The organism is Streptosporangium sp. NPDC000095, from assembly GCF_042899335.1.
Taxonomy (GTDB): Bacteria; Actinomycetota; Actinomycetes; order Streptosporangiales; family Streptosporangiaceae; genus Streptosporangium.
In genome coordinates, this window is sequence record NZ_JBIAZS010000013.1 from 190,107 (window position 1) to 209,940 (window position 19,834).

21 protein-coding genes and 3 tRNA genes are annotated in these 19,834 nt (G+C 70.4%); 11 read left to right on the plus strand and 13 right to left on the minus strand.

Translation table 11 applies throughout. From position 1 onward, the window contains the following. Positions 1-68 precede the first annotated feature (68 nt). The 7 genes from ACFY3V_RS27225 to ACFY3V_RS27255 all read right to left on the minus strand — a co-directional run bounded on the left by ACFY3V_RS27225 (position 69) and on the right by ACFY3V_RS27255 (position 4,048). Positions 69-491 (minus strand): antibiotic biosynthesis monooxygenase family protein, encoded by a 423-nt coding sequence (locus ACFY3V_RS27225; protein WP_389777399.1) that lies wholly within the window; start codon positions 489-491, stop codon positions 69-71. A 61-nt stretch (positions 492-552) separates the two neighbouring features. Then, positions 553-1,140, minus strand: a complete 588-nt coding sequence (locus ACFY3V_RS27230; protein WP_350947640.1) for a hypothetical protein — start codon at positions 1,138-1,140, stop codon at positions 553-555. A gap of 5 nt (positions 1,141-1,145) precedes the next feature. After that, positions 1,146-1,964, minus strand: coding sequence for a DUF6286 domain-containing protein (locus ACFY3V_RS27235; RefSeq protein WP_362899467.1), 819 nt, complete (start codon positions 1,962-1,964; stop codon positions 1,146-1,148). Continuing rightward, a complete protein-coding gene (locus ACFY3V_RS27240; RefSeq protein WP_389777404.1) occupies positions 1,964-2,665 on the minus strand; it encodes an Asp23/Gls24 family envelope stress response protein in 702 nt (233 codons plus the stop codon). The genes ACFY3V_RS27235 and ACFY3V_RS27240 overlap by 1 nt, the downstream gene beginning before the upstream one ends. Beyond that, complete coding sequence (locus ACFY3V_RS27245) at positions 2,662-2,850, minus strand: hypothetical protein (protein ID WP_362899472.1); 189 nt, start codon at positions 2,848-2,850, stop codon at positions 2,662-2,664. The genes ACFY3V_RS27240 and ACFY3V_RS27245 overlap by 4 nt, the downstream gene beginning before the upstream one ends. Next, entirely contained in the window at positions 2,847-3,293 is a 447-nt protein-coding gene (locus ACFY3V_RS27250; RefSeq protein WP_362899474.1) for a hypothetical protein, read from the minus strand. The genes ACFY3V_RS27245 and ACFY3V_RS27250 overlap by 4 nt, the downstream gene beginning before the upstream one ends. Before the next feature lie 260 nt (positions 3,294-3,553). Beyond that, positions 3,554-4,048 carry an Asp23/Gls24 family envelope stress response protein gene (locus ACFY3V_RS27255; protein WP_389777408.1) on the minus strand — a complete coding sequence of 165 codons (495 nt, stop codon included), beginning with the start codon at positions 4,046-4,048 and terminating at the stop codon, positions 3,554-3,556. Positions 4,049-4,272: 224 nt separating this feature from the next. Between ACFY3V_RS27255 and ACFY3V_RS27260 the strand changes: the two genes are divergently transcribed. Both ACFY3V_RS27260 and gltX read left to right on the plus strand, forming a co-directional pair. Next, complete coding sequence (locus ACFY3V_RS27260; protein ID WP_389777411.1) at positions 4,273-5,049, plus strand: fumarylacetoacetate hydrolase family protein; 777 nt, start codon at positions 4,273-4,275, stop codon at positions 5,047-5,049. A gap of 28 nt (positions 5,050-5,077) precedes the next feature. Next, positions 5,078-6,409: a glutamate--tRNA ligase gene (gene gltX, locus ACFY3V_RS27265; protein WP_389777599.1), complete on the plus strand. Its 1,332-nt coding sequence runs from the start codon at positions 5,078-5,080 to the stop codon at positions 6,407-6,409. A gap of 227 nt (positions 6,410-6,636) precedes the next feature. Here the strand turns inward: gltX and ACFY3V_RS27270 are convergent, their stop codons facing one another. Together ACFY3V_RS27270 and ACFY3V_RS27275 are read right to left on the minus strand one after the other, a co-directional pair. Continuing rightward, on the minus strand, positions 6,637-8,343 hold the full coding sequence (locus tag ACFY3V_RS27270; RefSeq protein WP_389777414.1) for a carboxylesterase/lipase family protein: 1,707 nt from the start codon (positions 8,341-8,343) through the stop codon (positions 6,637-6,639). Between the two features lie 220 nt (positions 8,344-8,563). Next, positions 8,564-10,555, minus strand: coding sequence for a M3 family metallopeptidase (locus ACFY3V_RS27275; protein WP_389777417.1), 1,992 nt, complete (start codon positions 10,553-10,555; stop codon positions 8,564-8,566). Positions 10,556-10,730: 175 nt separating this feature from the next. Between ACFY3V_RS27275 and ACFY3V_RS27280 the strand changes: the two genes are divergently transcribed. The 3 genes from ACFY3V_RS27280 (at position 10,731) to ACFY3V_RS27290 (ending at position 11,026) form a co-directional block, all read left to right on the plus strand. Next, a tRNA-Gln gene (locus tag ACFY3V_RS27280) sits at positions 10,731-10,802 on the plus strand. Between the two features lie 62 nt (positions 10,803-10,864). Continuing rightward, positions 10,865-10,940: transfer RNA gene (locus ACFY3V_RS27285), tRNA-Glu, on the plus strand. Positions 10,941-10,953: 13 nt separating this feature from the next. Further along, a tRNA-Glu gene (locus tag ACFY3V_RS27290) sits at positions 10,954-11,026 on the plus strand. A gap of 268 nt (positions 11,027-11,294) precedes the next feature. Here ACFY3V_RS27290 and ACFY3V_RS27295 read toward each other — a convergent pair. Further along, positions 11,295-13,034: a hypothetical protein gene (locus ACFY3V_RS27295; protein WP_362899482.1), complete on the minus strand. Its 1,740-nt coding sequence runs from the start codon at positions 13,032-13,034 to the stop codon at positions 11,295-11,297. Positions 13,035-13,208: 174 nt separating this feature from the next. After that, a complete protein-coding gene (locus ACFY3V_RS27300) occupies positions 13,209-13,925 on the minus strand; it encodes an IclR family transcriptional regulator (protein WP_350949369.1) in 717 nt (238 codons plus the stop codon). A gap of 70 nt (positions 13,926-13,995) precedes the next feature. Here ACFY3V_RS27300 and leuC point away from each other — a divergent pair, with 70 nt between their 5' ends. From leuC to ACFY3V_RS27320, 4 genes are all read left to right on the plus strand, one after another. After that, positions 13,996-15,396 (plus strand): 3-isopropylmalate dehydratase large subunit, encoded by a 1,401-nt coding sequence (gene leuC, locus ACFY3V_RS27305; RefSeq protein WP_362899484.1) that lies wholly within the window; start codon positions 13,996-13,998, stop codon positions 15,394-15,396. A gap of 12 nt (positions 15,397-15,408) precedes the next feature. Then, positions 15,409-15,996 carry a 3-isopropylmalate dehydratase small subunit gene (gene leuD / locus ACFY3V_RS27310; RefSeq protein WP_350949367.1) on the plus strand — a complete coding sequence of 196 codons (588 nt, stop codon included), beginning with the start codon at positions 15,409-15,411 and terminating at the stop codon, positions 15,994-15,996. Beyond that, positions 15,975-16,229, plus strand: a complete 255-nt coding sequence (locus ACFY3V_RS27315) for a hypothetical protein (protein ID WP_350949366.1) — start codon at positions 15,975-15,977, stop codon at positions 16,227-16,229. Before leuD ends, ACFY3V_RS27315 begins: the two co-directional genes overlap by 22 nt. A gap of 164 nt (positions 16,230-16,393) precedes the next feature. Beyond that, on the plus strand, positions 16,394-16,693 hold the full coding sequence (locus tag ACFY3V_RS27320; RefSeq protein WP_350949365.1) for an HU family DNA-binding protein: 300 nt from the start codon (positions 16,394-16,396) through the stop codon (positions 16,691-16,693). A 160-nt stretch (positions 16,694-16,853) separates the two neighbouring features. On the opposite strand, the gene ACFY3V_RS27325 is transcribed toward ACFY3V_RS27320, so the two are convergent. Together ACFY3V_RS27325 and cofC are read right to left on the minus strand one after the other, a co-directional pair. Beyond that, a complete protein-coding gene (locus ACFY3V_RS27325) occupies positions 16,854-17,057 on the minus strand; it encodes a hypothetical protein (RefSeq protein ID WP_350949364.1) in 204 nt (67 codons plus the stop codon). 9 nt (positions 17,058-17,066) lie between these two features. Continuing rightward, positions 17,067-17,726 (minus strand): 2-phospho-L-lactate guanylyltransferase, encoded by a 660-nt coding sequence (gene cofC, locus ACFY3V_RS27330; protein WP_389777425.1) that lies wholly within the window; start codon positions 17,724-17,726, stop codon positions 17,067-17,069. Positions 17,727-17,804: 78 nt separating this feature from the next. On the opposite strand from cofC, the gene ACFY3V_RS27335 reads away from it, so the two are divergent. Both ACFY3V_RS27335 and ACFY3V_RS27340 read left to right on the plus strand, forming a co-directional pair. Then, positions 17,805-18,527 carry a lysophospholipid acyltransferase family protein gene (locus ACFY3V_RS27335; RefSeq protein WP_362899490.1) on the plus strand — a complete coding sequence of 241 codons (723 nt, stop codon included), beginning with the start codon at positions 17,805-17,807 and terminating at the stop codon, positions 18,525-18,527. A 282-nt stretch (positions 18,528-18,809) separates the two neighbouring features. Next, entirely contained in the window at positions 18,810-19,820 is a 1,011-nt protein-coding gene (locus tag ACFY3V_RS27340) for an NAD(P)H-dependent glycerol-3-phosphate dehydrogenase (protein WP_350949360.1), read from the plus strand. Positions 19,821-19,834 lie beyond the last annotated feature (14 nt).

The window sequence follows — 19,834 nt, forward strand, 5'->3', positions numbered from 1 at the left end:
TCAAGGGCGCCCCGAACCGTCCGAGGGGACCGCTGAGGACTCCCCGCCGGGAGTCCTCCTCGCCTCCGTCAGGCTCCCGGTGCGGGACCGGTGCTCTGGACGACCTCGAAGGACCACAGCTCGGCTCCGGTGGCGGCCGGCCCCTGCCCGTGGCCGTGTCCCTGGGCCGGACCCGCGCCCTGGCCGTGCCCGTGTCCCTGGGCCGTGCCGAGGGCGTCGCCCTGCCCCGCTCCCTCGCCCGCCTCGGCGGCGGCCTGGGCGTGGCCCCGCTGGAAGGCCTGGCTCTCGGTCCAGCGTTTGAAGTCCTCCTCGGAGCGCCAGCGGGTGTAGACCAGGTACCGGTCGCCGCCGTCCACGGGGCGAAGCAGCTCGAACCACTCGAATCCGTCCGCGGACTCGACGATCCCCGCCCGCCCGGAGAAGCGGCGTTCCAGCTGCTCGCGCATCTCCTCGGGCACCGTCAGCACGTTTATCTTCACGACCGAAGGCACATCGTCTCCTCGAAGCGTTGGTTTCGCCGATCACTCTATGATCGGCGCTCCGTCACGTGGGTCAGACGACGGTCCTTGAGCGGCGCGGCGCGTTCTCCAGGCTCACCCGGGCGACGGTGGGCATGTGCTCGGTCTCCAGGGCCTGGCGCATGTGCGGGATGACCACCCCGCCCAGCTGCTCGCGGACCGCGCTCATCGGCGCGTCCTCGGCGACCGTCATCCGCATTCGTACGGCCGGATGCTCGCTCGTACCGACCATGGCGGCGGTGGCGTTGATGATCGCGGGGTGCGTGCCCGCCTCGGCGGCCGCCGCGTCGGTCACGCTGCCCGTGTCGACCTCGGTCACCCCGCCGGGACCGCCGTCCAGCCGCATGCCGCCCAGCTTCCCGCGGCGTCCCTGCGCGAACAGCCAGTGCAGGCCGAACAGTGCGAGCACGATGCCCGCCGCCGCGATCAGCCACCACATCCACGGGTCGTAGGTGGCGAACGGCTGGCGTACCAGGCTGTCCACGAGCGGGCTGTCCGCGGGGGCCACCGTCCGCGGAAACGCTCCCGCGCCCCGTGCGATCGCGAGGGCACTGAGGACCATCAGCGCCAGTCCCACGATCAGCAGTCCCAACCGGTTACCCCGGGCGGTCTTGTCGTCCATGAGGCTCACTTCTCTCGCAGATGCACGTGGACGGGATACTTCCAGACGGGGGAGAGCGCGGTGATCCGCATGTTCACGGCCTCCCGTACGGCGTCGGCCAGCCCGCGGGTGTCCCGCATGCCGCTGTCGGCCGCGACGTGCACGGCCTTCCCGTGCAGCCGTACCCGGGCGTGCTCGACCCCCTGCACCTGTTCGGCCGCGTGAGCCAGCGACCGGGCGAAGCCCCGGCGCCGCATGCCGATGACCAGATCCTTGTCCCCGGTCCTCACCGGGATCAGCGTGGGCCTCCCGGGGATGATCGCGAGCAGCACCAGCAGCAGGCCGAGCAGGCCGACCAGGCCCGCGCCCGCCATCATTCGCGGGTCGCTCCACGGTGTCGACGTCGCCCAGGCCAGGATCCGGTCGTACGGCACCAGGCGGAGTGGGCGGCCCAGCAGCGCGGAGACGACCTCCAGCGCGAGGAGGAGGCCGATCACGGTCATCAGGACGGCCGTGATGACCGAGGGAAGCACCCGGCGCGGGCGGAAGGCCCTGATCGCCGCGCGGTCCGCGGAGGAGTTCTTCGCCACCGTGCCGTACGTCGGAGGCGCAGGTTCCGTCGCGCCGTACATCGGCGCGGTCGGCATGGTGGTGCCGTACGCCGGCGTGGTGGGTTCGGTGGTGCCGTATGTCGGTGATGTGGTGGGTTCCGCGTCGCCGTACGCCCGTGGTGTGCCGGTGTCGTACTCCGGCGGTACGGCCGGGCGCGCATGGGGCGGGGGCGTCTCGCCGGTCGGTTCCGCGCCTGGGACCGGCTCCGCCGGGTCGGGTACCTGCCTGGCCATCATCGCTCCTCACGTAGCGGGACGATGTCCTCGGTGTCGTCGGCGGGCGTCGCGGCCCCTCCTGAAGGGCCGGCGACGGCCTGCCCGGTGTCGCGCGCCGGGTTCGCCGGGTTCTCCGCCGAGCGTTCCAGCGGTGGCTCCTGCGGGTTCTCCGGGGTCTCCAGGTTCTCCGGCGAGCGTTCCGGTGAGCGCTCCCGTGGGTTCTCTCCGGCCGGTACGGCGTCCGGGACCCGCGAGGTCTCGCGGTCGCCGCGGGCGGGAGCCACGCCGGTGACGTTGACGTCGATGTGGCCGACGTCCTTGCCGGTGAGGGTCATGACCCGTTCGGCGACGTGACGCCTGACCTCCTCGGCCACCTCACGGATCGGGGCCGGATACTCGACCGTCACGTCGATCTGGAGCGTCGCGAGTTCGGCGTCGAGGGTGGCGTGGGTGCCGCCGCGAAAGAACAGCGGCTTCCACTCGCCGACCTCCCGTACCCGTGGCACCTCTCCGGCCGCGTGGGCCGCGATGCGCGACACCACCTGGTCGGATATCTCGGTCCTGCCGCGTCGCTCGGCCGGTACGCCCCGCCATGACGGCTGGGCGGGCACGGCGGGCAGCCCGGACCGCCCGGTTTCGCCGGGAACGGGATCCTCTCGCCCTGCGGGCGGCGCGGTCGTTCCCGAGGACGCGGGCCGGTGCTCGACGGGGGTGTTCATCGCCGTCTCGCCGCCAGCCGGGAGAGGTCGACCTCTCCGGTCTCCACGAAGCGACCGATGAGGAGTCCGACGGCGCCCAGTACGAGCACCAGCAGGAACGCGCCGAGGCCGCCGAAGGCCGCGGCGAAGCCCAGAAGGACACCGACGATCATGCCGACTACGGACCACACTGGGAAACTGCTCATCTCAAACCTCCGATATGGACGTTTACCGGCCGATCGCCCACCATCGGGGCGACCGCCGCTCGCACCGCGTCGGCGATCTCCGGAATCGGGCGCCCCAGCCTGACGACGACCGAGACCTCCACCTCGTTCTCGCGCAGCGCGACACCCGGGAACCGTTCGCCGGGCAGATAGGTCGCCACGGTCCCGAACGGCCCGCCCGACAGATCCGCGACGTCGGGGCAGCGCAGTACGGCCTCGGCGATCCGGTGGGCGAGGCCGGCCGTCTCGCGGGCCGGCGCCTCCTGCTCACGGGTGGCGACCGCCCCGCGCGGCGGGCCCGTGGCCTCCCGGCCCTGACCGGCCGTCTCGCGGGCCGGGGCCTCCTGCCTGCGTGTGGGCGCGGCCTTCTGCCGGGGTATGGCAGGCGGCCTGCGGGACGGATCCTCGGGCCGGTGAGCCGGCATGGCCGTCGCGGGTGTCGGGATGCCAGGCCTTCGCGCCTCCGGTCCGTGTGCCTCTCTGGGTGCCTCCGATTCACGCGCTTCCGGTCCGTGTGCGGGATCCTCCGGCCCGCGCGTGGGCTCTGTCGTTCCTCGTCCGGGTTTCCCGTGCCCGGGCGCGGACGTCCCGCGGCCGGGATCCACCGGTGCCGGGGGCGTGATGATCTCGCGGCCCGGGTCCTTCGGCTCGCGACCCGGTCCCGTCGCACCGCCTTCCGGGCCTCTCACCGGACGCGGGGCTCCGACTCGGACGCCTCCTCCGAGGAGTCCCTGTCCTGGCCGGGCATGCGGACGTCGGAGACCTTGATGTTGACCTCGGTGACCTCGAGGCCGGTCATACGCTCGACCGCCGTGATCACGTTGCGGCGTACGGCGGCGGCCAGGTCGGGGATCGCGATCCCGTACTCGACGACCACTTCCAGGTCGGCGGCGGCCTGCCGCTCGCCCACCTCGACCGATACGCCCTGGGTGGCGCTCCGGTCGGCGCCGACCATGCCGCGTACCGCGCCGAGAGCGCGTGCCGGGCCCGCTCCCATGTTGTGCACGCCAGGGATCTCCCTGGCCGCGAGGCCCGCGATCTTCGCGACGACCCCGCTGTCGATGGTGGTGGTCCCCTTCGGTGTGACCAGGCCACTCTGGGATCCGGGACTGTCGGTGCGTGCCCGGGGCACCGTGGCCTCGTCGCCCTTGGGCCTGTTCACCGTGCTGGCTTCAGTCACGTCCGTTCCTTCCCCCGAGGGAAGACCCTTCTGGCCCCCCGATGCTTCTGTGGCGGTCATACCCCCCGTATAGGCATAAATCAGGACATAGTGTTTCTTGGAGCAAAGATGGCAATATCCGGGAAATCGGATCTACAGGTACATATGGCGTCGGCCTCCGGGTGGTGAGACGGGGCGGCCCCGGTACGGTCCGGCGGGATCCGGAGCCCGACTAGCCTTGTCGTGTGCGTATAGCGAGGTTCTCCACAGGAGACGGTGTCGGGTTCGGGGTGGTCGAAGGCGGCCCAGGGGAGGAGTTCATCTCCGGGATCTCGGGTCACCCGTTCGGGCCGATCCAGTTCACCGGCGAGCGATACTCGCTCTCCCAGGTCAGGCTGGTCGCACCCATGCTGCCCAGCAAGGTCGTCGCGATCGGCAGAAACTACGCCGACCACGCCAAGGAGATGGGCAACGAGGTCCCCGACGAGCCGCTCGTCTTCCTCAAGCCGTCGACCTCGGTGATCGGCTCGGGGGAGGCGATCGCCTATCCGACGACCCTCTCCCAGCGGGTCGACTACGAGGGGGAGCTGGCGGTGGTGATCGGCAGGCTCTGCCGTGAGGTGCCCCGCGAACGGGCGCACGAGGTCATCTTCGGCTACACCTGCGCCAACGACGTCACGGCGAGGGACCTGCAGAAGAAGGACGTCCAGTTCACCCGGGCCAAGGGCTTCGACACCTTCTGCCCCCTCGGCCCGTGGATCCAGACCGAGCTCGACCCGAGTGACGTCGGCATCGTCACGTCGGTGAACGGCGAGGTCAAGCAGAGTTCCCGCACCTCCAAGCTCATGTACGACATCCCCGCGCTGATCGCCCACGTGAGCGCGGTCATGACCCTGATCCCCGGTGACGTCATCCTCACCGGGACCCCGGAAGGGGTCGGCCCGCTCAGCGTCGGCGACGAGGTCAGCGTTTTCATCGAAGGAATCGGCACTCTCAGCAACCGGGTGGTCTCCCGTGATTAGGGTTCGTTTCGCCCCCTCGCCGACCGGCATGTTCCATGTCGGCGGCGCCCGCTCCGCGCTGTTCAACTGGGCCCTGGCCGAGCAGACCGGCGGAAAATTCGTGCTGCGCATCGAGGACACCGACGCCGCGCGCAACCGGCCGGAATGGACCGAGGGCATCATCTCGGCGCTCGCCTGGATCGGTGTCAACGACGACAGCCAGGCCTTCGAGGGCCCCTACTTCCAGTCGTCGTACGAGGAGCAGCACCGCGAGGCAGTGGCCAAGCTCGTCGCCGGCGGCCGGGCCTACTACTGCACCTGCACCCGCGACGAGGTGAAGGCGCGCACCGGCTCCGAGCACCAGGGCTACGACGGCTTCTGCCGCGACCGTGGCCTGAGCGAGGGCGCGGTCCGCTTCCGCACCCCCGACGAGGGTGTCACCGTGATCCAGGACCTGGTCCGCGGCACCGTCGAGTTCCCCAACAACGCGATGGAGGACTTCGTCGTCGCGCGTGGCGACGGCTCCCCGCTGTTCGTGCTGGCCAACGTCGTCGACGACGTCGAGATGCGGATCAGCCACGTGGTCCGCGCCGAGGAGCACCTGTCCAACACGCCCAAGCAGCAGCTGCTCTGGGAGGCGCTCGGCGTCGCCCCGCCCACCTGGGCGCACGTGCCGGTCATCGTCAACGAGAAGCGCCAGAAGCTGTCCAAGCGACGTGACAAGGTCGCCCTGGAGTCCTACCGCGAGGAGGGCTACCTGGCCGAGGCGATGGTCAACTACCTGATGCTGCTCGGCTGGGGCCCCGGCGACGACCGGGAGATCATGCCCTGGTCGGAGATGGTGCCGTTGTTCAAGCTGGAGGACGTCAACCCCTCCCCGGCGTTCTTCGATGAGAAGAAGCTCCGCGCGTTCAACGGCGAGTACATCCGGGCGCTGCCTCTGGAGGAGTTCGTCGCCCGATGCGAGCCGTGGCTGGAGCCCGGCTGGGACCGCGAGACCTTCGCCAAGGTCGCCGAGCTCGCCCAGACCCGCATCGCGGTCCTGTCCGAGATCACGGCGAACGTCGACTTCCTCTTCCTCGACGAGCCCGTCTTCGACCAGGCGTCGTGGGACAAGGCGATGAAGAACTCCGCCGCGGAGATCCTCACCGGCTATCTCGCCCGTATGGAGACGGTCGACATGGATCCCGAGTCGCTGAAGACCGCGCTGGAGGAGGTCGGCCTCGAACAGGGCCTCAAGCTCGGCAAGGCCCAGGCCCCCGTACGCGTCGCCGTCACCGGCCGGACCGTGGGCCTGCCGCTGTTCGAGTCGATCGAGGTCCTCGGCCGTGAGCGCTCCATCGAGCGTCTGCGCGCCGCCCTCGCGAGGCTCCAGGCCTGATCGGGCTTCGCGGGCCTCGGACGGGCTTTCACACCCGATCGGATGCCTTGAGGGACCCGGAGGAGAAAGGGGCCCCAGGCCCGGCCGGGCCCGGGGCCCTGAAAGGGCTTCCGGCCTGCAGGGCCTGCAGGGCCTGCGAAGGCTGACGGCCCGCCCCGGTCTCTGCCCGGGGCGGGCCGTCGCTTTTTCTCGCCGCTTCCCCGTGACCGCGGTCACGGGGAAGGATCTCAGGACGGGGAGCCCGAGGGACGTCCCCGTTCCGTGCCCCGCCCGGCGAGCTCGTCCCAGAAGCCGAGGTTGTGGGCCGAGGCGCGGTCGAAGGGCTTGATACCGCCCCGTCCCGGGGACAGCTCCTGCACGTACGGTGTGCCGTGTCCGGGACGCACGCGCTTCCAGGCGGGCAGTCCCGGCCGGTTCGGGTCGCCGACGGCCGCGAACCGCGACCAGTAGTCGATCATCGTGTCCCCGAGTCGCCGCTGCGCGGGGGTGAGCGGGGCGGACTCCCAGCCGACCCCGAAGAGGAACGACAGCTCGGAGCCGTGCGAGGCGAGCGGCCTGACCCCGTTGGGCAACGGGAAGAGCACGGGCGCCGTACGGTCGGTGAACTCGTAGGAGAAGGTCGGCACATGCCGGGCGAGCAGCAGGTCGGTGTCGCGCGCAGGCCACGCCCAGTCGAGATCGCTCATGATGGCCGAGACCGCCTGGAGGGGCGAGTCGCCGTGAGCGCTCAGCGGGTAACGAGCCAGGATGTCGGGTCCCGCGGCGCCGTACCTGTCGTTGACGGCGGTCTCGTACTCGGCGGCCGTCATCGGCGGGAATATCAGCGAGGTGAACAGCGTGCCCTCGTCCCGGGTGATGCCCGTCAGTACCGGCACCCGGTGGAATCGGCCCTCCTGGAACACCTTCGCGGGATCCTCGGGCAGCACCGCGTTGCCGTACCCCGGCAGTGGGAGGGGATCCCGGGCGAGCAGGTCGGCCACCGGCCTGCCCCGCAGGCAGGCGAGCGCGGTCGCCGGGTCGGCGCACCCCAGCCCGGTGGCGAGGAACTGTCCGTAGCCCTCGTGGGAGGCTCGGGGCACCCAGAGCGGCACGTCCAGGACCGGCCTCAGCGGAGTCCCCTCGAAGCCTCCCGCGCCGCACGGGGAGCTCTGGGTGATCGCCCGGTGGAACAGCCCGGCCGCCGTGGGGGAGGCGAGCTGCGCGCACACCGAGTGCGACCCCGCGGACTCACCGGCCAGGGTGACGTTGCGCGGGTCGCCGCCGAAGGCCGCCGCGTTGCGCCGCACCCAGCGCAGGGCCGCCTGCTGGTCCTCGATCCCGAACGCCCCCGAGTTCTCAAGCCCGGGATACCCGAAGAACCCGAAGATCCCCAACCGGTAGTTCACCGTCACCACCACGACGTCGCCCCGCACGGCCAGCCTGCGGGCGTCGTAGTCGCTGCCGGCCCCCTTCGTCAGGCTCCCGCCGTGCAGCCACACCATGACCGGCTTGAGGCGTTTCCCGCCGCTCGACGCCGGCGTGGTCACGTTGAGGTAGAGGCAGTCCTCCGCCTCGCTTCCCGGCAGTCCCCAGACGTCGGCGGTCTGCGCGCACCGGTTGCCGGGCGCGGTGGCGTCGCGCACCCCCTGCCACGGGGTGACGGCCCGCGGTGATCGCCAGCGCAGCTCTCCGACCGGGGGCGCGGCGTACGGGATGCCCTGGAAGAGCCGGTGATCTCCGGCCTTCACCCCCTTCACCCAACCGGCGTCGGTGCGCACCTTCACATCCCCGCCGGGCCCGCCCGTACCGGCGGTGGAGGTCGAGACGGCGGGGGTGGCCCGCGGTGTCCGTGCCGTCTCCTGCTGTGCCGTCGCCGGGGTCGCCGTTCCCAGCAGCAGGGCGCCCGCCAGGCCGGCGACGAGCACGGCGCCCGTCCTTCGCTGTAGTCGTCTCATGGCGTCCACGATGCCCGCCGCCCGCTTTCCGGCGCATTGGGTCTGTGGTCCCGGCCGGGGTGTGGGAAGCCACACCCCGGCGCTGCACCGAAGCGTAAACCGGCAGGTCATCGCCTCGGAGGCCGCTCGAAGACCCCGGGTGCCCCTCTGAGGAAACCTCCGCGACGCGGACACCGCACGGGGTGAGAGGGCCGGCGGGCGGAGCTTCCCGGAGGACCGGTTACGGGACCAGCAGCCCGCGGCGCTTCAGCAGGGGCTCGATGCGCGGGTCGCTCCCACGGAAGTCACGGAAGGCGTCCATCACGTCCCGCGAACCGCCGACCGACAGCAGGGTGGAGCGGAAGTGATCGCCGTTCTCGCGTTCCAGGCCGCCGTTCTCCTTGAACCAGTCGACGCTCTCGGCGTCGAGCACCTCACTCCAGATGTAGGAGTAGTAGCCGGCGCTGTAGCCGCCCACCCCGCTGAAGAAGATGTGGGCGAAGTAGTTGGTCCGGTAGCGGGGTCTGACCAGCTCGAAGGCGATCCCGTTGCGCTCCAGGGCCGCGTTCTCGAACGCTTCCGCGTCCGCGGCGTTCTTGATGGGCGCGCCCGCCGCCAGCTTGTGCCAGGACCAGTCGAGCAGCGTCGCCGCGAGGTACTCGACGGTGGCGAAGCCCTGGTTGAACTTCTCCGCGGCCCTCATCTTCTCCAGGAGCTCGGCGGGCACGGGCTCGCCGGTCTCGTGGTGCCTGGCGAAGTTGGCGAGGATCGACGGCCAGGTGGCCCACATCTCGTTGACCTGCGAGGGATACTCCACGAAGTCGCGCGGCACCGCCGTGCCGGAGACCCGGGGGAAGCGCACGTCGGAGAAGAGGCCGTGCAGGGCGTGGCCGAACTCGTGGAAGGCGGTGTTGACCTCGTCGAACGTGAGCAGCGTCGGCCCCTCGGTGGGCTTGGTGATGTTGAGGTTGTTCATCACCACGGGCCGCGTGCCGAACAGGTGCGACTGGTCGACCAGGGCGTTCATCCAGGCGCCGCCGCGTTTGGTGGGCCGGGCGTACGGGTCGAACAGGAAGAGCCCGAGCGGCGAGCCGTCGGCCTCGAACACCTCGAAGACCCGCACGTCCGGGTGGTATCCGGCCAGGTCGTCCCGCTCGGAGAAGACGACCCCGTACAGCTCGCCCGCCGCGTGGAAGACGCCGTCGCGCAGCACCCGGTCCAACTCGAAGTACGGACGCAGGTCGGCGCCGTCGAAGTCGTACCTGGCCTTGCGCACCCGCTCCGCGTAGAAGGACCAGTCCCACGGCTCGATGGGGAAACCGGCCTCCTCGCTGAGCGCCTCGGCCTCCCGGCGGGCGTTGGCCACCGCGGGTCCCACCAGCTTGCCGAGCATCTCCTCGACGGCCTCGGTGGTCTTGGCCGTCTGGTCGGCGACGGAGTAGGCGGCGTGGCTGGGGTAGCCGAGCAGCGCCGCCCGCTCGGCGCGGAGCGTCGCCATCCTGGCCGCCAGCTCGAAGTTCTCGGGAGCCCGGCCCGTGGACAGCTCGTACAGCCTCCTGCGGGTCTCCCTGTCGGTCAGCTCCGCGAGGACGGGGTGGTTGGTGTGGTTGAACAGCGCCAGGACGTACGAGCCGTCCTTCTCGATCGCCTTGATCGCGCTCTCGGAGAGCCCGTCCAGCAGCTTGACGTCCTCGACGACGAGCGCGGAGTCCGTGGAGGCGGCGAGAAGGTTCTGGGTGAAGGTCGTGGAGAGCTTGGTCAGCTCCTCGTTGAGCTCCCTGAGACGCCCCTGGTCGGCCTCGGACAGGTCGGCTCCCGACCTGACGAAGTCGACGCGGTATTTCTCCAGCAGCCACGCCTCCTCCGCGTCGTCGGTGGTGATCTGCTTGATCCGGGCGTACAGGGAGCGGTTCAGCCGGATGGAGTCGGCGTGCTGGGTGAGCCTGGGGGAGATCTGGGTCTCGATCTCCCGGATGCCGTCGGTCGCGTCCGAGGCGGAAAGAGTGGAGAAAACGACCACGGTCCGATGGAGGACGCGTCCCGAGCGCTCCAGGGCCTCGATCGTGTTGGCGAACGTCGGGGCCTCCGGGTTCTCGATGATCTCCCGCACCTCACGCAGCTGTTCGGCCATGCCACGCTCGAAGGCGGGAAGGTAGTGCTCCTCCCTGACCAGGGCGAACGGCGGCAGCCCGTAGGGCAGCTCGCTGGGGGTGAAGAACGGGTTGTCGGTCAAGGTGCAAACTCCTCACATGCGGCTGGGTCTCCCCAGCAGCGTTACACGGTGGACCTTCGTGGCGACAGCCCGGTGATACCGCGATTGGGCCTCCGGCAATCGTTTTGGTCTTGACCCCCAACCTGGGCTATTCTTTCGGAGTCGCCAGCGAGGCCCGCAAGGGAGTCCAGCGCGGTGGGGTATGGTGTAATTGGCAACACGGCTGATTCTGGTTCAGTTGTTCTAGGTTCGAGTCCTGGTACCCCAGCTGCATCTTCTCAGGAAGATGTTGCGGATTCGGTCCCCTCCGAGTCCGATGACAGTGTGTAGGGTCCCGTCGTCTAGTGGCCTAGGACGCCGCCCTCTCAAGGCGGTAGCGCCGGTTCGAATCCGGTCGGGACTACCACTGTCTCTCGCAAGGCTCCGTCGTCTAGTGGCCTAGGACGCCGCCCTCTCAAGGCGGTAGCGCCGGTTCGAATCCGGTCGGGGCTACATCGCGAACCCCGGAAGCAACGGCTTCCGGGGTTTTTGCATTTCCGGATTTCTTGAATTTCCTATGCGCCCGCTCGCGAGCGTGCACGGTGACCATCTCGCCGCCCCACTCGATTCACCTCACGGATTCCCGGACCCGCTCCCGGACCATGGTCATCCGGGCCTCGGGGCACGGAGTCGGCCCCTGAGGGCTTTGGGAGCCGTGCAGAACGAGAGAGGGCTCCAGGCTCTGAACAGAGCCTGGAGCCCCCTCTCCGGGAACGTGGGGCTAGTTCTGCCCGGAGCGGGCCTTGAAGAGGGCCCGCTTGGCGGCCTTGCCCACCTGCTTGTCCGGGTGTGCCTTGCCGATCGCCTCCAGCAGCTCCTCAAGGTGCGGGTGCGGCACCTTCCAGATCACTTCGAGCAGGCTGACGAGATTCGGCACGTTGCCGATGTCGTCAAGGCTGCTGACGAACTCCGGGCGGCCGAGACCCGCGGAGATGGTCAGCATGTCGAGGATGAGCCAGTGGGTGTCGGACTGGGTGGGCGTGGGGGCGTCCTCGACGCCCAGCTGGGCGAGGTGGGTGGCCGCGTACGGGCGCAGGGACGGCTCGTCGAGAGCCTCCCGCCACGCGGGCACGGCCACGTCGCCGAGCGAGCCGACCATGCTGGCCGCCTGGACCCGGATCAGCGCGTCCGCGTCGTCCTCGGCCGCGGCCTCCAGCAGGTCCCTGGCGGCCTGCTCGGGGGCGCGCAGCTCCATCCAGGCCGCGAACTCGGCGTCCGCCTCCTCCTCGGGAAGCTCGGCGCCGAAGGAGAGCAGGTCGAGAGCCGTCATCGCGTCGATGGCCGGCCGGGCGTCCAGCTCGATGTCGGCGTCGTCCACGAGGTGGACCACGCCTTCCATGCCGAGCGGCGTGAGCCGCACCTGGTCGTGCTCGACCTCGACCATGCCGTATCCGATCAGCCAGTCGAGCACGGGGTTGAGCGGGTCGCCGTACTGCGCGGTGGCGGCGGCCCAGGCGTCGGCGCCCAGGTCGTCGTACTCGGCGGCGGCCTCGGCCAGCTCGGTGCGCAGCTCGGCCAGCGGCTTCGAGCCCGTCGCCAGCAGCACCCGGACCAGCAGTGCCCTGGTCAGCCCGGACAGGGCGATCGTGGCCTCCTCGTCCTCCAGCTCGGGGTCGCCGTAGTCGATGGACTGCAGGCCCGCCATCCACGCGTCGAGGGCGTCGTCGTCCTCCTCGAAGGGCCACTCCGCGGTGTCGGCGTCGACACTCACGGTGTCCTCCCCCTCGGGCTGGAGGAAGTCGAGGTCGATCGCGAGGTTCCAGATGTTCCAGAGCGCGGGGACGGAGTCGGCGAGCGAGGCGCCGGGCTTCTCCGGGACCGGAAGCCCAAGGACCGCGAGGGCCTCGGTGATCTCGGTGTCGGTGAGCAGGCTCGTCTCGCCCACCCGGCGCTCGGAGCCGACCCAGACCGCGAGGTCGCGGGCCTTGGTGATCAGGTTCGCCTTACGGGTGGCCGCGGCCAGCTCGCTGTCGGGCCGGAGCCTGATCGTCGGCAGCTCGGAGAGCTCGTCGGCGAACGGCTCGAAGTCGCCGAGCCCTTCGGACTCCTCCTCGTCGTACTCCTCGTCCTCGTCCTCCTCGATGACGAGCTCCTCCATCGCGTCGACGAAATCGTCTTCGAGGCGGTCGAGCTCGGAGAGCAGGTCGCTCAGCGAGGCCGAGCCCTTGGCAAGGCGGTCGGACTCCGACAGGAAGGTCAGGTAGGCGCGGATCGCGGGCACCATGCCGTCGGCGGCGGCGTCGGGGTCCTCGACGACCTGGGGCATCCGATCGAGGAGCACCGTGCGCAGGTCGGACTGCTTCCACCGGCCGACGTCGTCGGAGGCGATCAGGCGGTGCCACAGGGCGACGGAGCCCACCAGGTTGGAATCGCTGCCGGGCGCGTTCTCACGCGCCCAGAGGATGAAGTTTTGGAGCAGGGGACGCAGTTCAGCCGCGGCTGCCTCGATGCGATCTGTCACCTTCCCAGCCTAGGGGGCCGCGGGGGTGCTCGCCTCCTCATATCGCCCGCCGACCGGCGGGTGTCCACCGGCGCGCGGCCCGGGCACCCGGATCGCGGGCCTCCGGCCCCGCGATCCGGCCGTCGAGGGCGGAAACCGCCCTCACCGCGGCGAGCGGCGGTGATCCGCTCGCCCTCAGTTGGCGCGGCGCATCGACTCGGTGATCCGCTCGGCGGCGGTGACCACGGGGGCGGCGTGGAGGCGGCCGGGGGTGCGGGTCAGGCGCTCGATCGGGCCGGAGACCGAGACGGCAGCGACCACCTTGCCACCCGCGCCCCTGATCGGCGCCGAGACGCTGGCCACACCCTGCTCGCGCTCGCCGACGCTGTGTGCCCAGCCCCTGCGCCGTACGCTCGCCAGCGTGGCGGCGGTGAACTTGGCCCCGCGCAGTCCTCGGTGCAGACGGTCGGGCTCCTCCCAGGCGAGCAGGATCTGCGCGGCGGAACCGGCGAGCATCGGCAGGGCCGAGCCGACGGGCACGGTGTCGCGCAGTCCGCTGGCGCGCTCGGCGGCGGCCACGCAGACCCGCTCGTCACCCTGGCGGCGGTAGAGCTGAGCGCTCTCGCCGGTCAGGTCCCTCAGCTGGGTGAGAATCGGGGAGGCGACGGCGAGCAGCCGGTCCTCGCCGGCGGCCGTGGACAACTCGGACAGGCGCGGGCCCAGCACGAACCTGCCCTGTGTGTCGCGGGAGACGATGCGGTGGTGCTCCAGCGCGACGGCGAGCCGATGGGCGGTCGGCCGGGCCAGGCCGGTGGCCTGAACGAGCTGGGCGAGGGACGCCGGTCCCGCTTCGAGGGCATTGAGCACGAGGACGGCCTTGTCCAGTACGCCGACTCCGCTAGAGTTGTCCATACACCGATACTGCAGTCTCGACATATGAGAAAGCAAGTGGGAGTGGGACAGCCGATCGCAAGGAGGCGACATGGGCCGCACGCTCGCGGAGAAGGTATGGGAGCAGCACGTTGTACGACGTGCCGAGGGAGAACCCGACCTGCTCTACATCGACCTGCACCTCATTCACGAGGTGACGAGCCCGCAGGCGTTCGACGGCCTGCGCATGGCCAACCGCCCCATCCGGCGTCCCGAGCTCACCATCGCCACCGAGGACCACAACGTCCCGACCGTGCGTGGTCCCATCGACGACCCGGTGTCGCGGGTGCAGGTCGAGACGCTGCGCAAGAACTGCGCGGAGTTCGGCGTCCGGCTGTATCCGATGGGCGACGCGGGGCAGGGCGTGGTCCACATCATCGGCCCGCAGTTCGGTCTGACCCAGCCCGGCATGACGATCGTGTGTGGTGATTCTCACACCTCCACCCACGGCGCCTTCGGCGGCATCGCGTTCGGCATCGGCACCTCCGAGGTCGAGCACGTGCTGGCCACCCAGACGCTGCCCGCCTACCGGCCGAAGACGATGGCGATCGAGGTCTCCGGCGAGCTGCCGACCGGCGTCACGGCGAAGGACCTGATCCTCGCGATCATCGCCAAGATCGGCACCGGCGGCGGTCAGGGCTACATCGTGGAATACCGCGGTGAGGCGATCCGCAGGCTCTCCATGGAGGGCCGGATGACCGTCTGCAACATGTCCATCGAGGCGGGCGCCCGCGCGGGCCTGATCGCTCCCGACGAGACCACCTTCGAATACCTCAAGGGCCGTCCCCACGCGCCCTCCGGCGCCGACTGGGACGCCGCGGTCGCGTACTGGAAGACGCTGGTGACCGACGAGGACGCCGTCTTCGACACCGTCGTGGAGATCGACGCCTCGACGCTCACCCCGTTCGTCACCTGGGGCACCAACCCTGGCCAGGGGGCCCCGCTGGGGACGTCCGTGCCGCGCCCGGAGGACACCGGCGACCCGGCCGCCGCCGCCCGCGCCCTGGAGTACATGGGCCTGACCGCGGGCACCCCGCTCCGCGAGGTCCAGGTCGACACGGTCTTCGTGGGCTCCTGCACCAACGGGCGCCTGGAGGACCTGCGCGCCGCGGCCGACGTGCTGCGCGGGCGCCAGGTCGTCACGCGCACGCTGATCGTGCCCGGCTCGATGCTGGTCAAGCTCCAGGCCGAGCAGGAGGGGCTGCACGAGGTCTTCAAGAACGCGGGCGCCGAATGGCGCGAGGCGGGCTGTTCCATGTGCCTGGGCATGAACCCCGACACCCTCGCCCCCGGCGAGCGCAGCGCCTCGACCTCCAACCGCAACTTCGAGGGGCGTCAGGGCAAGGGCGGCCGTACGCACCTCGTGTCCCCGCAGGTCGCCGCCGCGACCGCCGTCACCGGCAAACTCACCGCGCCTGCCGATCTGCCCGCCGACCTGCCCGCCGGCCTGTAAGGAGTCCTCGCGATGGAAGCGTTCGTCACCCACACCGGCCGGGCCGTGCCGCTGCGCCGCAGCAACGTGGACACCGACCAGATCATCCCCGCCGTCTGGCTCAAGCAGGTCAGCCGGACCGGTTTCGAGAAGGGCCTGTTCTCCGCCTGGCGCGAGGACCCCGACTTCGTCCTGAACAACCCCGCCCACGAGGGCGCCACGATCCTGCTCGCCGGACCCGACTTCGGCACCGGCTCCTCCCGCGAACACGCGGTCTGGGCCCTGCAGCAGTACGGCTTCCGCGTCGTGATCGCGGCCCGGTTCGCCGACATCTTCCGTAATAATTCCACCAAGATGGGCCTGCTCCCGGTCGTCCTGCCCGGCGAGACCGTCGAGGCCCTGCAGGCCGCGGTGGAGGCGGACCCCACCCTGGAGATCACCGTGGACCTGGCGGAGCGCCAGGTCCGCTGGGGCGGGGAGAGCGTCGCGTTCGAGATCGACGACTACACGCGCTGGCGGCTCATGGAGGGCCTGGACGACATCGGGCTGACCCTGCGCAACGCCGATGCCATCGGGACATACGAGAATGGTCGGCAGCCATGGCTGCCGACGACCGTCTGACGCGTTCAGAACACGAGCTGGCGTGGCGGCTGCGCGAGGCGCACCGCCACGTCCGGTCTCTGCCCGTCCCCGCCGAGGAGAGAAAACGTCTCGCCCGGCGTCTTCTCGCCATCTGCGATATGGCCAAACGCGACCTCGAACACGCCGCCGGGCGTCTTGATTTGTTCCTTCTCAGTATTGATGTCGTGGTTTCGGATACGCCGAGCACTGGAAACATTGCGGAAGGTGATTGAGTCATACGGCTCCGTCCCCTAATTTCAAGCGGGCAAGGGGTTTCTCGTCGTGATCGTTGATGAGAGATCTGTGATGAGACCCCTCGCCGTGACAAATCGGGTGAGACGGGTTTTCTGCCTCGTGACCCACTCCCGGACATCGGTAAGCAGGGGGAGCAACCTTAATGAACAAAAAGGAACTCGTCGACGCCATCGCGGATCGGGTGGGCGACAAGAAGACGGCCACCGAGGCCGTGAACGCGGTGCTTGACGCCATCCAGACCGCCGTCGCGAGTGGCGACAAGGTCTCGATCACGGGGTTCGGCGCCTTCGAGATGGTGCACAAGCCGGCCCGCACCGCCCGCAACCCCTCCACGGGTGCCGAGATTCACGTCGCCGAGAGCTGGGGGCCGAAGTTCCGGCCTGGCTCCGACTTCAAGGAACTCGTCAACAACGGCGGCAAGAAGTCGGCGAAGAAGCGGTAGGTCCCGGGCACGGGCGCCCGGACTCCCGTCACGGGGGTCCGGGCGCCCGGCTTTTGCGCCGGGCGGCCCGGGCGCCCGAGAGTTTTCCCGAAGCCCCGTCCTCGCCGTCCTCGTCTTCGCGACCGATTCGCGACCGGGCCGCGAGGGTCGTCCTTCCGGACTATCCGGGCAGCGGAAAGGTCGAGAGGGTGACGTAGGTGACGTCGTCGCCGTCCATCACGAGGTTGACCCGCTGGCCCGACCTGAGCAGCCGCAGCGGCCCCGCGTCGAACGCCGCCGCCCCGAACGGGATCTGGGTCCCGTCGTCCAGGAAGACCGACCCCGACCGGGTCGCCGGATCGAAGTCCCGCACCGTCGCCTGCATCCGTCCAGCCTAACCGTCGTCCCGGTTCGACGCCGAGATCCTCCGCGCCATCGCCAGCGTGCGGGGGCCGACGCCGAGGGCGAGCGCGAGACGCAGGTCGTCCGGGGTGTCCACGTCGTGGCGGACCGACTCCACGTCCTGTACGGAGAGCTCCTTCGCGCCGCGCCGCAGGTGCCGCTCCCGCGACTCGCCGCCGAATCCCGGCGTGAACGGCACCGTGGGCCGTACGCCGTAGAAGGTGGTGCCGATCTCGGCGGCGTCGGGCAGGAACACCTGGTCGAACTCCGCGGCGGCGATCAGCACGCGGGCCAGCTCCGCAGGCCGCAGGGCGGGAAGGTCGGCCTGCAGGGCGCCCACGGGGTCGCCGGGCGCGAGCCGCGCCGCCTCCAGGGCCCCGTGCCGCAGGGCGGCGTTCAGCCCCGCCTCCGGATCGCCGACCACGTGCGCGCCGACCTCGCCGAGCGCCTCGGCGGCCACCGGGTCGCCCGTCACCACGATCACCCGTGCGACGAGCGCGCAGCTCAGCGCCGCCTCGACGGTGTCGCAGGCGATCGCCACGGCCAGCGCGGCCCGGTGCGGGCCCGCCGCGGCCGACAGGCGGGTCTTGGCGGCGACCAGCGTCTTGACCGGGACGACCAGGGTCCAGCCGGAGCTCTCCGAAGCAGACATAGCCTTAAGCATCCCGCCTCGACATCCCCCGGAGCGAACCGGGAGACTGAGGCGCACCCCGCTCGGATGGAGGAGCCCATGAGACGCCCCGGATGGCCTTCGCGATTCTGGGTGGCCTTCGCCGTCGTCATCGTCAAGCCGATCTCGTGGCTCCTGGTCAAGAAGGACTGGCGTCGCAGCGACCGCCTCCCCGGGACGGGCGGGATCATCATGGTGACCAACCATCTGTCGTGGCTGGACCCCATCCTCGTCGCGCACTTCCTCTACAACCACGGCCGCTGGCCGGTGATCCTCGCCAAGTCGGGTCTCTTCTCCGTACCGCTCGTCGGTCACCTGGTGAAGGTCATGCAGGCCATCCCGGTCTACCGGGGGAGCGCCGACGCGGCGCGCTCGCTGGAGGAGTCGAAGCGGCGGCTCGCCGCCGGGGCGTGCGTGATGTTCTACCCGGAGGGCACCTGCACCCGCGACCCGGACTTCTGGCCGATGGAGGGCAAGACCGGCGCGGCCAGGCTCGCGCTGGCGACCGGCGCGACGGTGATCCCCGTCGCCCACTGGGGAGCCCAGGAGATCCTGCCGTACGGCGCGAAGAGGCCCCGCCTGCTGCCGCGCAAGACGTTCAGTGTGCAGACGGGGCCGCCGGTCGACCTGTCGAAGTACGCGGGACGCGAGGGGGAGCCACCCTCCGCCGACGTCCTGCGCGAGGCGACCGCCGACATCATGGCGGCGATCACGGCCCAGCTGGCCGAGATTCGCGGGGAGAAGGCACCCGAGACGCCGTTCAGGCGACCGTCCGACAACTGACTTCGGCGTACGGTGTTGACATCCCCCCTCCGTAGGGGGAGGGGGTTCCCACGGTCGCCCGTGAGAGTTCCTGATTCACCACCGGTCGCCCGCCAGGAGAAATCCCTTGAGGTCCTACAGCAACTCCGCAGGCGTTTCGCCTTCCCGCCGTCCGGAGGGTGAGGACGCCGCAGGTCACCCCCGTGGTGACCTGGTCATCGCCGGACCCGGTGCGGAGCCGTACGGCGCCGCGCGCCTCCTCGCCCGCCCCGAGGCGGAGGTTTCCACGCCCGAGGAGAACCGATGACCAAGGCGGCCGTGTTCGGCACGGGCTCGTGGGGGACGACCTTCGGCATGATCCTCGCCGGGGCGGGCACCCGGACGACGCTGTGGGGACGCAAGCCGGAGATCGTCGAGGCGATCGACCGGCGGCACGAGAACCCCGACTACCTGCCGGGCGCGGTGCTGCCCGAGACCCTGCGCGCCACCGTCGACCCCGCCGAGGCCCTCGAAGGCGCCGACTTCGTGGTGCTCGCGGTGCCCTCCCAGACCCTGCGGGAGAACCTGACCCGCTGGAAGCCGCACCTGCCGCCCGGCGCGGTGCTGGTCAGCCTGATGAAGGGCATCGAGCTGGGCACCACCAAGCGGATGAGCGAGGTGATCCGCGAGGTCGCCGAGGTGCCCGAGGAACGCGTCGCGGTGGTGTCGGGACCCAACCTGGCCGGTGAGATCGTCAGGGGCCAGCCGGCCGCCACCGTGGTCGCCTGCACGGACGAGCGGGCGATGGAGCGACTTCAGGAGGCCTGCTACCTGCCGCCCTGGTTTCGCCCGTACACCAACCCCGACGTCATCGGGGTCGAGCTCGGCGGGGCCGTCAAGAACGTGATCGCCCTGGCGGTCGGCATCTCGGCGGGGATGGGGCTCGGCGACAACGTCGGGGCGATGCTGATGACGCGTGGCCTGGCCGAGATCTCCCGGCTCGGCGCGGCGCTCGGCGCGGACCCGCACACCTTCGCGGGCCTCGCGGGCATGGGTGATCTGGTGGCGACCTGTACCTCCCCATTGTCGAGGAACCGTACTTTCGGTGAGAATCTTGGGCGAGGCATGACGCTGACCGAGGTCATCGCCGCCACGAAACAGACCGCCGAGGGGGTCAAGTCCTGCGAGTCGGTGCTCGAACTGGCCAGAAAACACGATGTGGAGATGCCGATCACCGAGGTGGTGGTGGCCGTCGTCCACGACGCGATGCCCCCCAGCGAGGCCGCGGTGCTGCTGATGTCGCGGACTCCCAAGCCGGAACGGTACGGCCTGTGAACGGACGGCGTGGT

Coding starts and splice junctions, on each gene's coding strand:
- ACFY3V_RS27230 (WP_350947640.1), bottom strand. CDS start 1,140: ATGGACGACAAGACCGCCCGGGGTAACCGGTTGGGACTGCTGATCGTG.
- ACFY3V_RS27270 (WP_389777414.1), bottom strand. CDS start 8,343: ATGAGACGACTACAGCGAAGGACGGGCGCCGTGCTCGTCGCCGGCCTG.
- leuD (WP_350949367.1), top strand. CDS start 15,409: ATGGAAGCGTTCGTCACCCACACCGGCCGGGCCGTGCCGCTGCGCCGC.
- cofC (WP_389777425.1), bottom strand. CDS start 17,726: ATGTCTGCTTCGGAGAGCTCCGGCTGGACCCTGGTCGTCCCGGTCAAG.
- ACFY3V_RS27340 (WP_350949360.1), top strand. CDS start 18,810: ATGACCAAGGCGGCCGTGTTCGGCACGGGCTCGTGGGGGACGACCTTC.
- ACFY3V_RS27245 (WP_362899472.1), bottom strand. CDS start 2,850: ATGAGCAGTTTCCCAGTGTGGTCCGTAGTCGGCATGATCGTCGGTGTC.
- ACFY3V_RS27250 (WP_362899474.1), bottom strand. CDS start 3,293: ATGCCGGCTCACCGGCCCGAGGATCCGTCCCGCAGGCCGCCTGCCATA.
- ACFY3V_RS27235 (WP_362899467.1), bottom strand. CDS start 1,964: ATGGCCAGGCAGGTACCCGACCCGGCGGAGCCGGTCCCAGGCGCGGAA.
- ACFY3V_RS27320 (WP_350949365.1), top strand. CDS start 16,394: ATGAACAAAAAGGAACTCGTCGACGCCATCGCGGATCGGGTGGGCGAC.
- ACFY3V_RS27335 (WP_362899490.1), top strand. CDS start 17,805: ATGAGACGCCCCGGATGGCCTTCGCGATTCTGGGTGGCCTTCGCCGTC.
- gltX (WP_389777599.1), top strand. CDS start 5,078: ATGTTCCATGTCGGCGGCGCCCGCTCCGCGCTGTTCAACTGGGCCCTG.
- ACFY3V_RS27300 (WP_350949369.1), bottom strand. CDS start 13,925: ATGGACAACTCTAGCGGAGTCGGCGTACTGGACAAGGCCGTCCTCGTG.
- ACFY3V_RS27240 (WP_389777404.1), bottom strand. CDS start 2,665: ATGAACACCCCCGTCGAGCACCGGCCCGCGTCCTCGGGAACGACCGCG.
- leuC (WP_362899484.1), top strand. CDS start 13,996: ATGGGCCGCACGCTCGCGGAGAAGGTATGGGAGCAGCACGTTGTACGA.
- ACFY3V_RS27315 (WP_350949366.1), top strand. CDS start 15,975: ATGGCTGCCGACGACCGTCTGACGCGTTCAGAACACGAGCTGGCGTGG.
- ACFY3V_RS27325 (WP_350949364.1), bottom strand. CDS start 17,057: ATGCAGGCGACGGTGCGGGACTTCGATCCGGCGACCCGGTCGGGGTCG.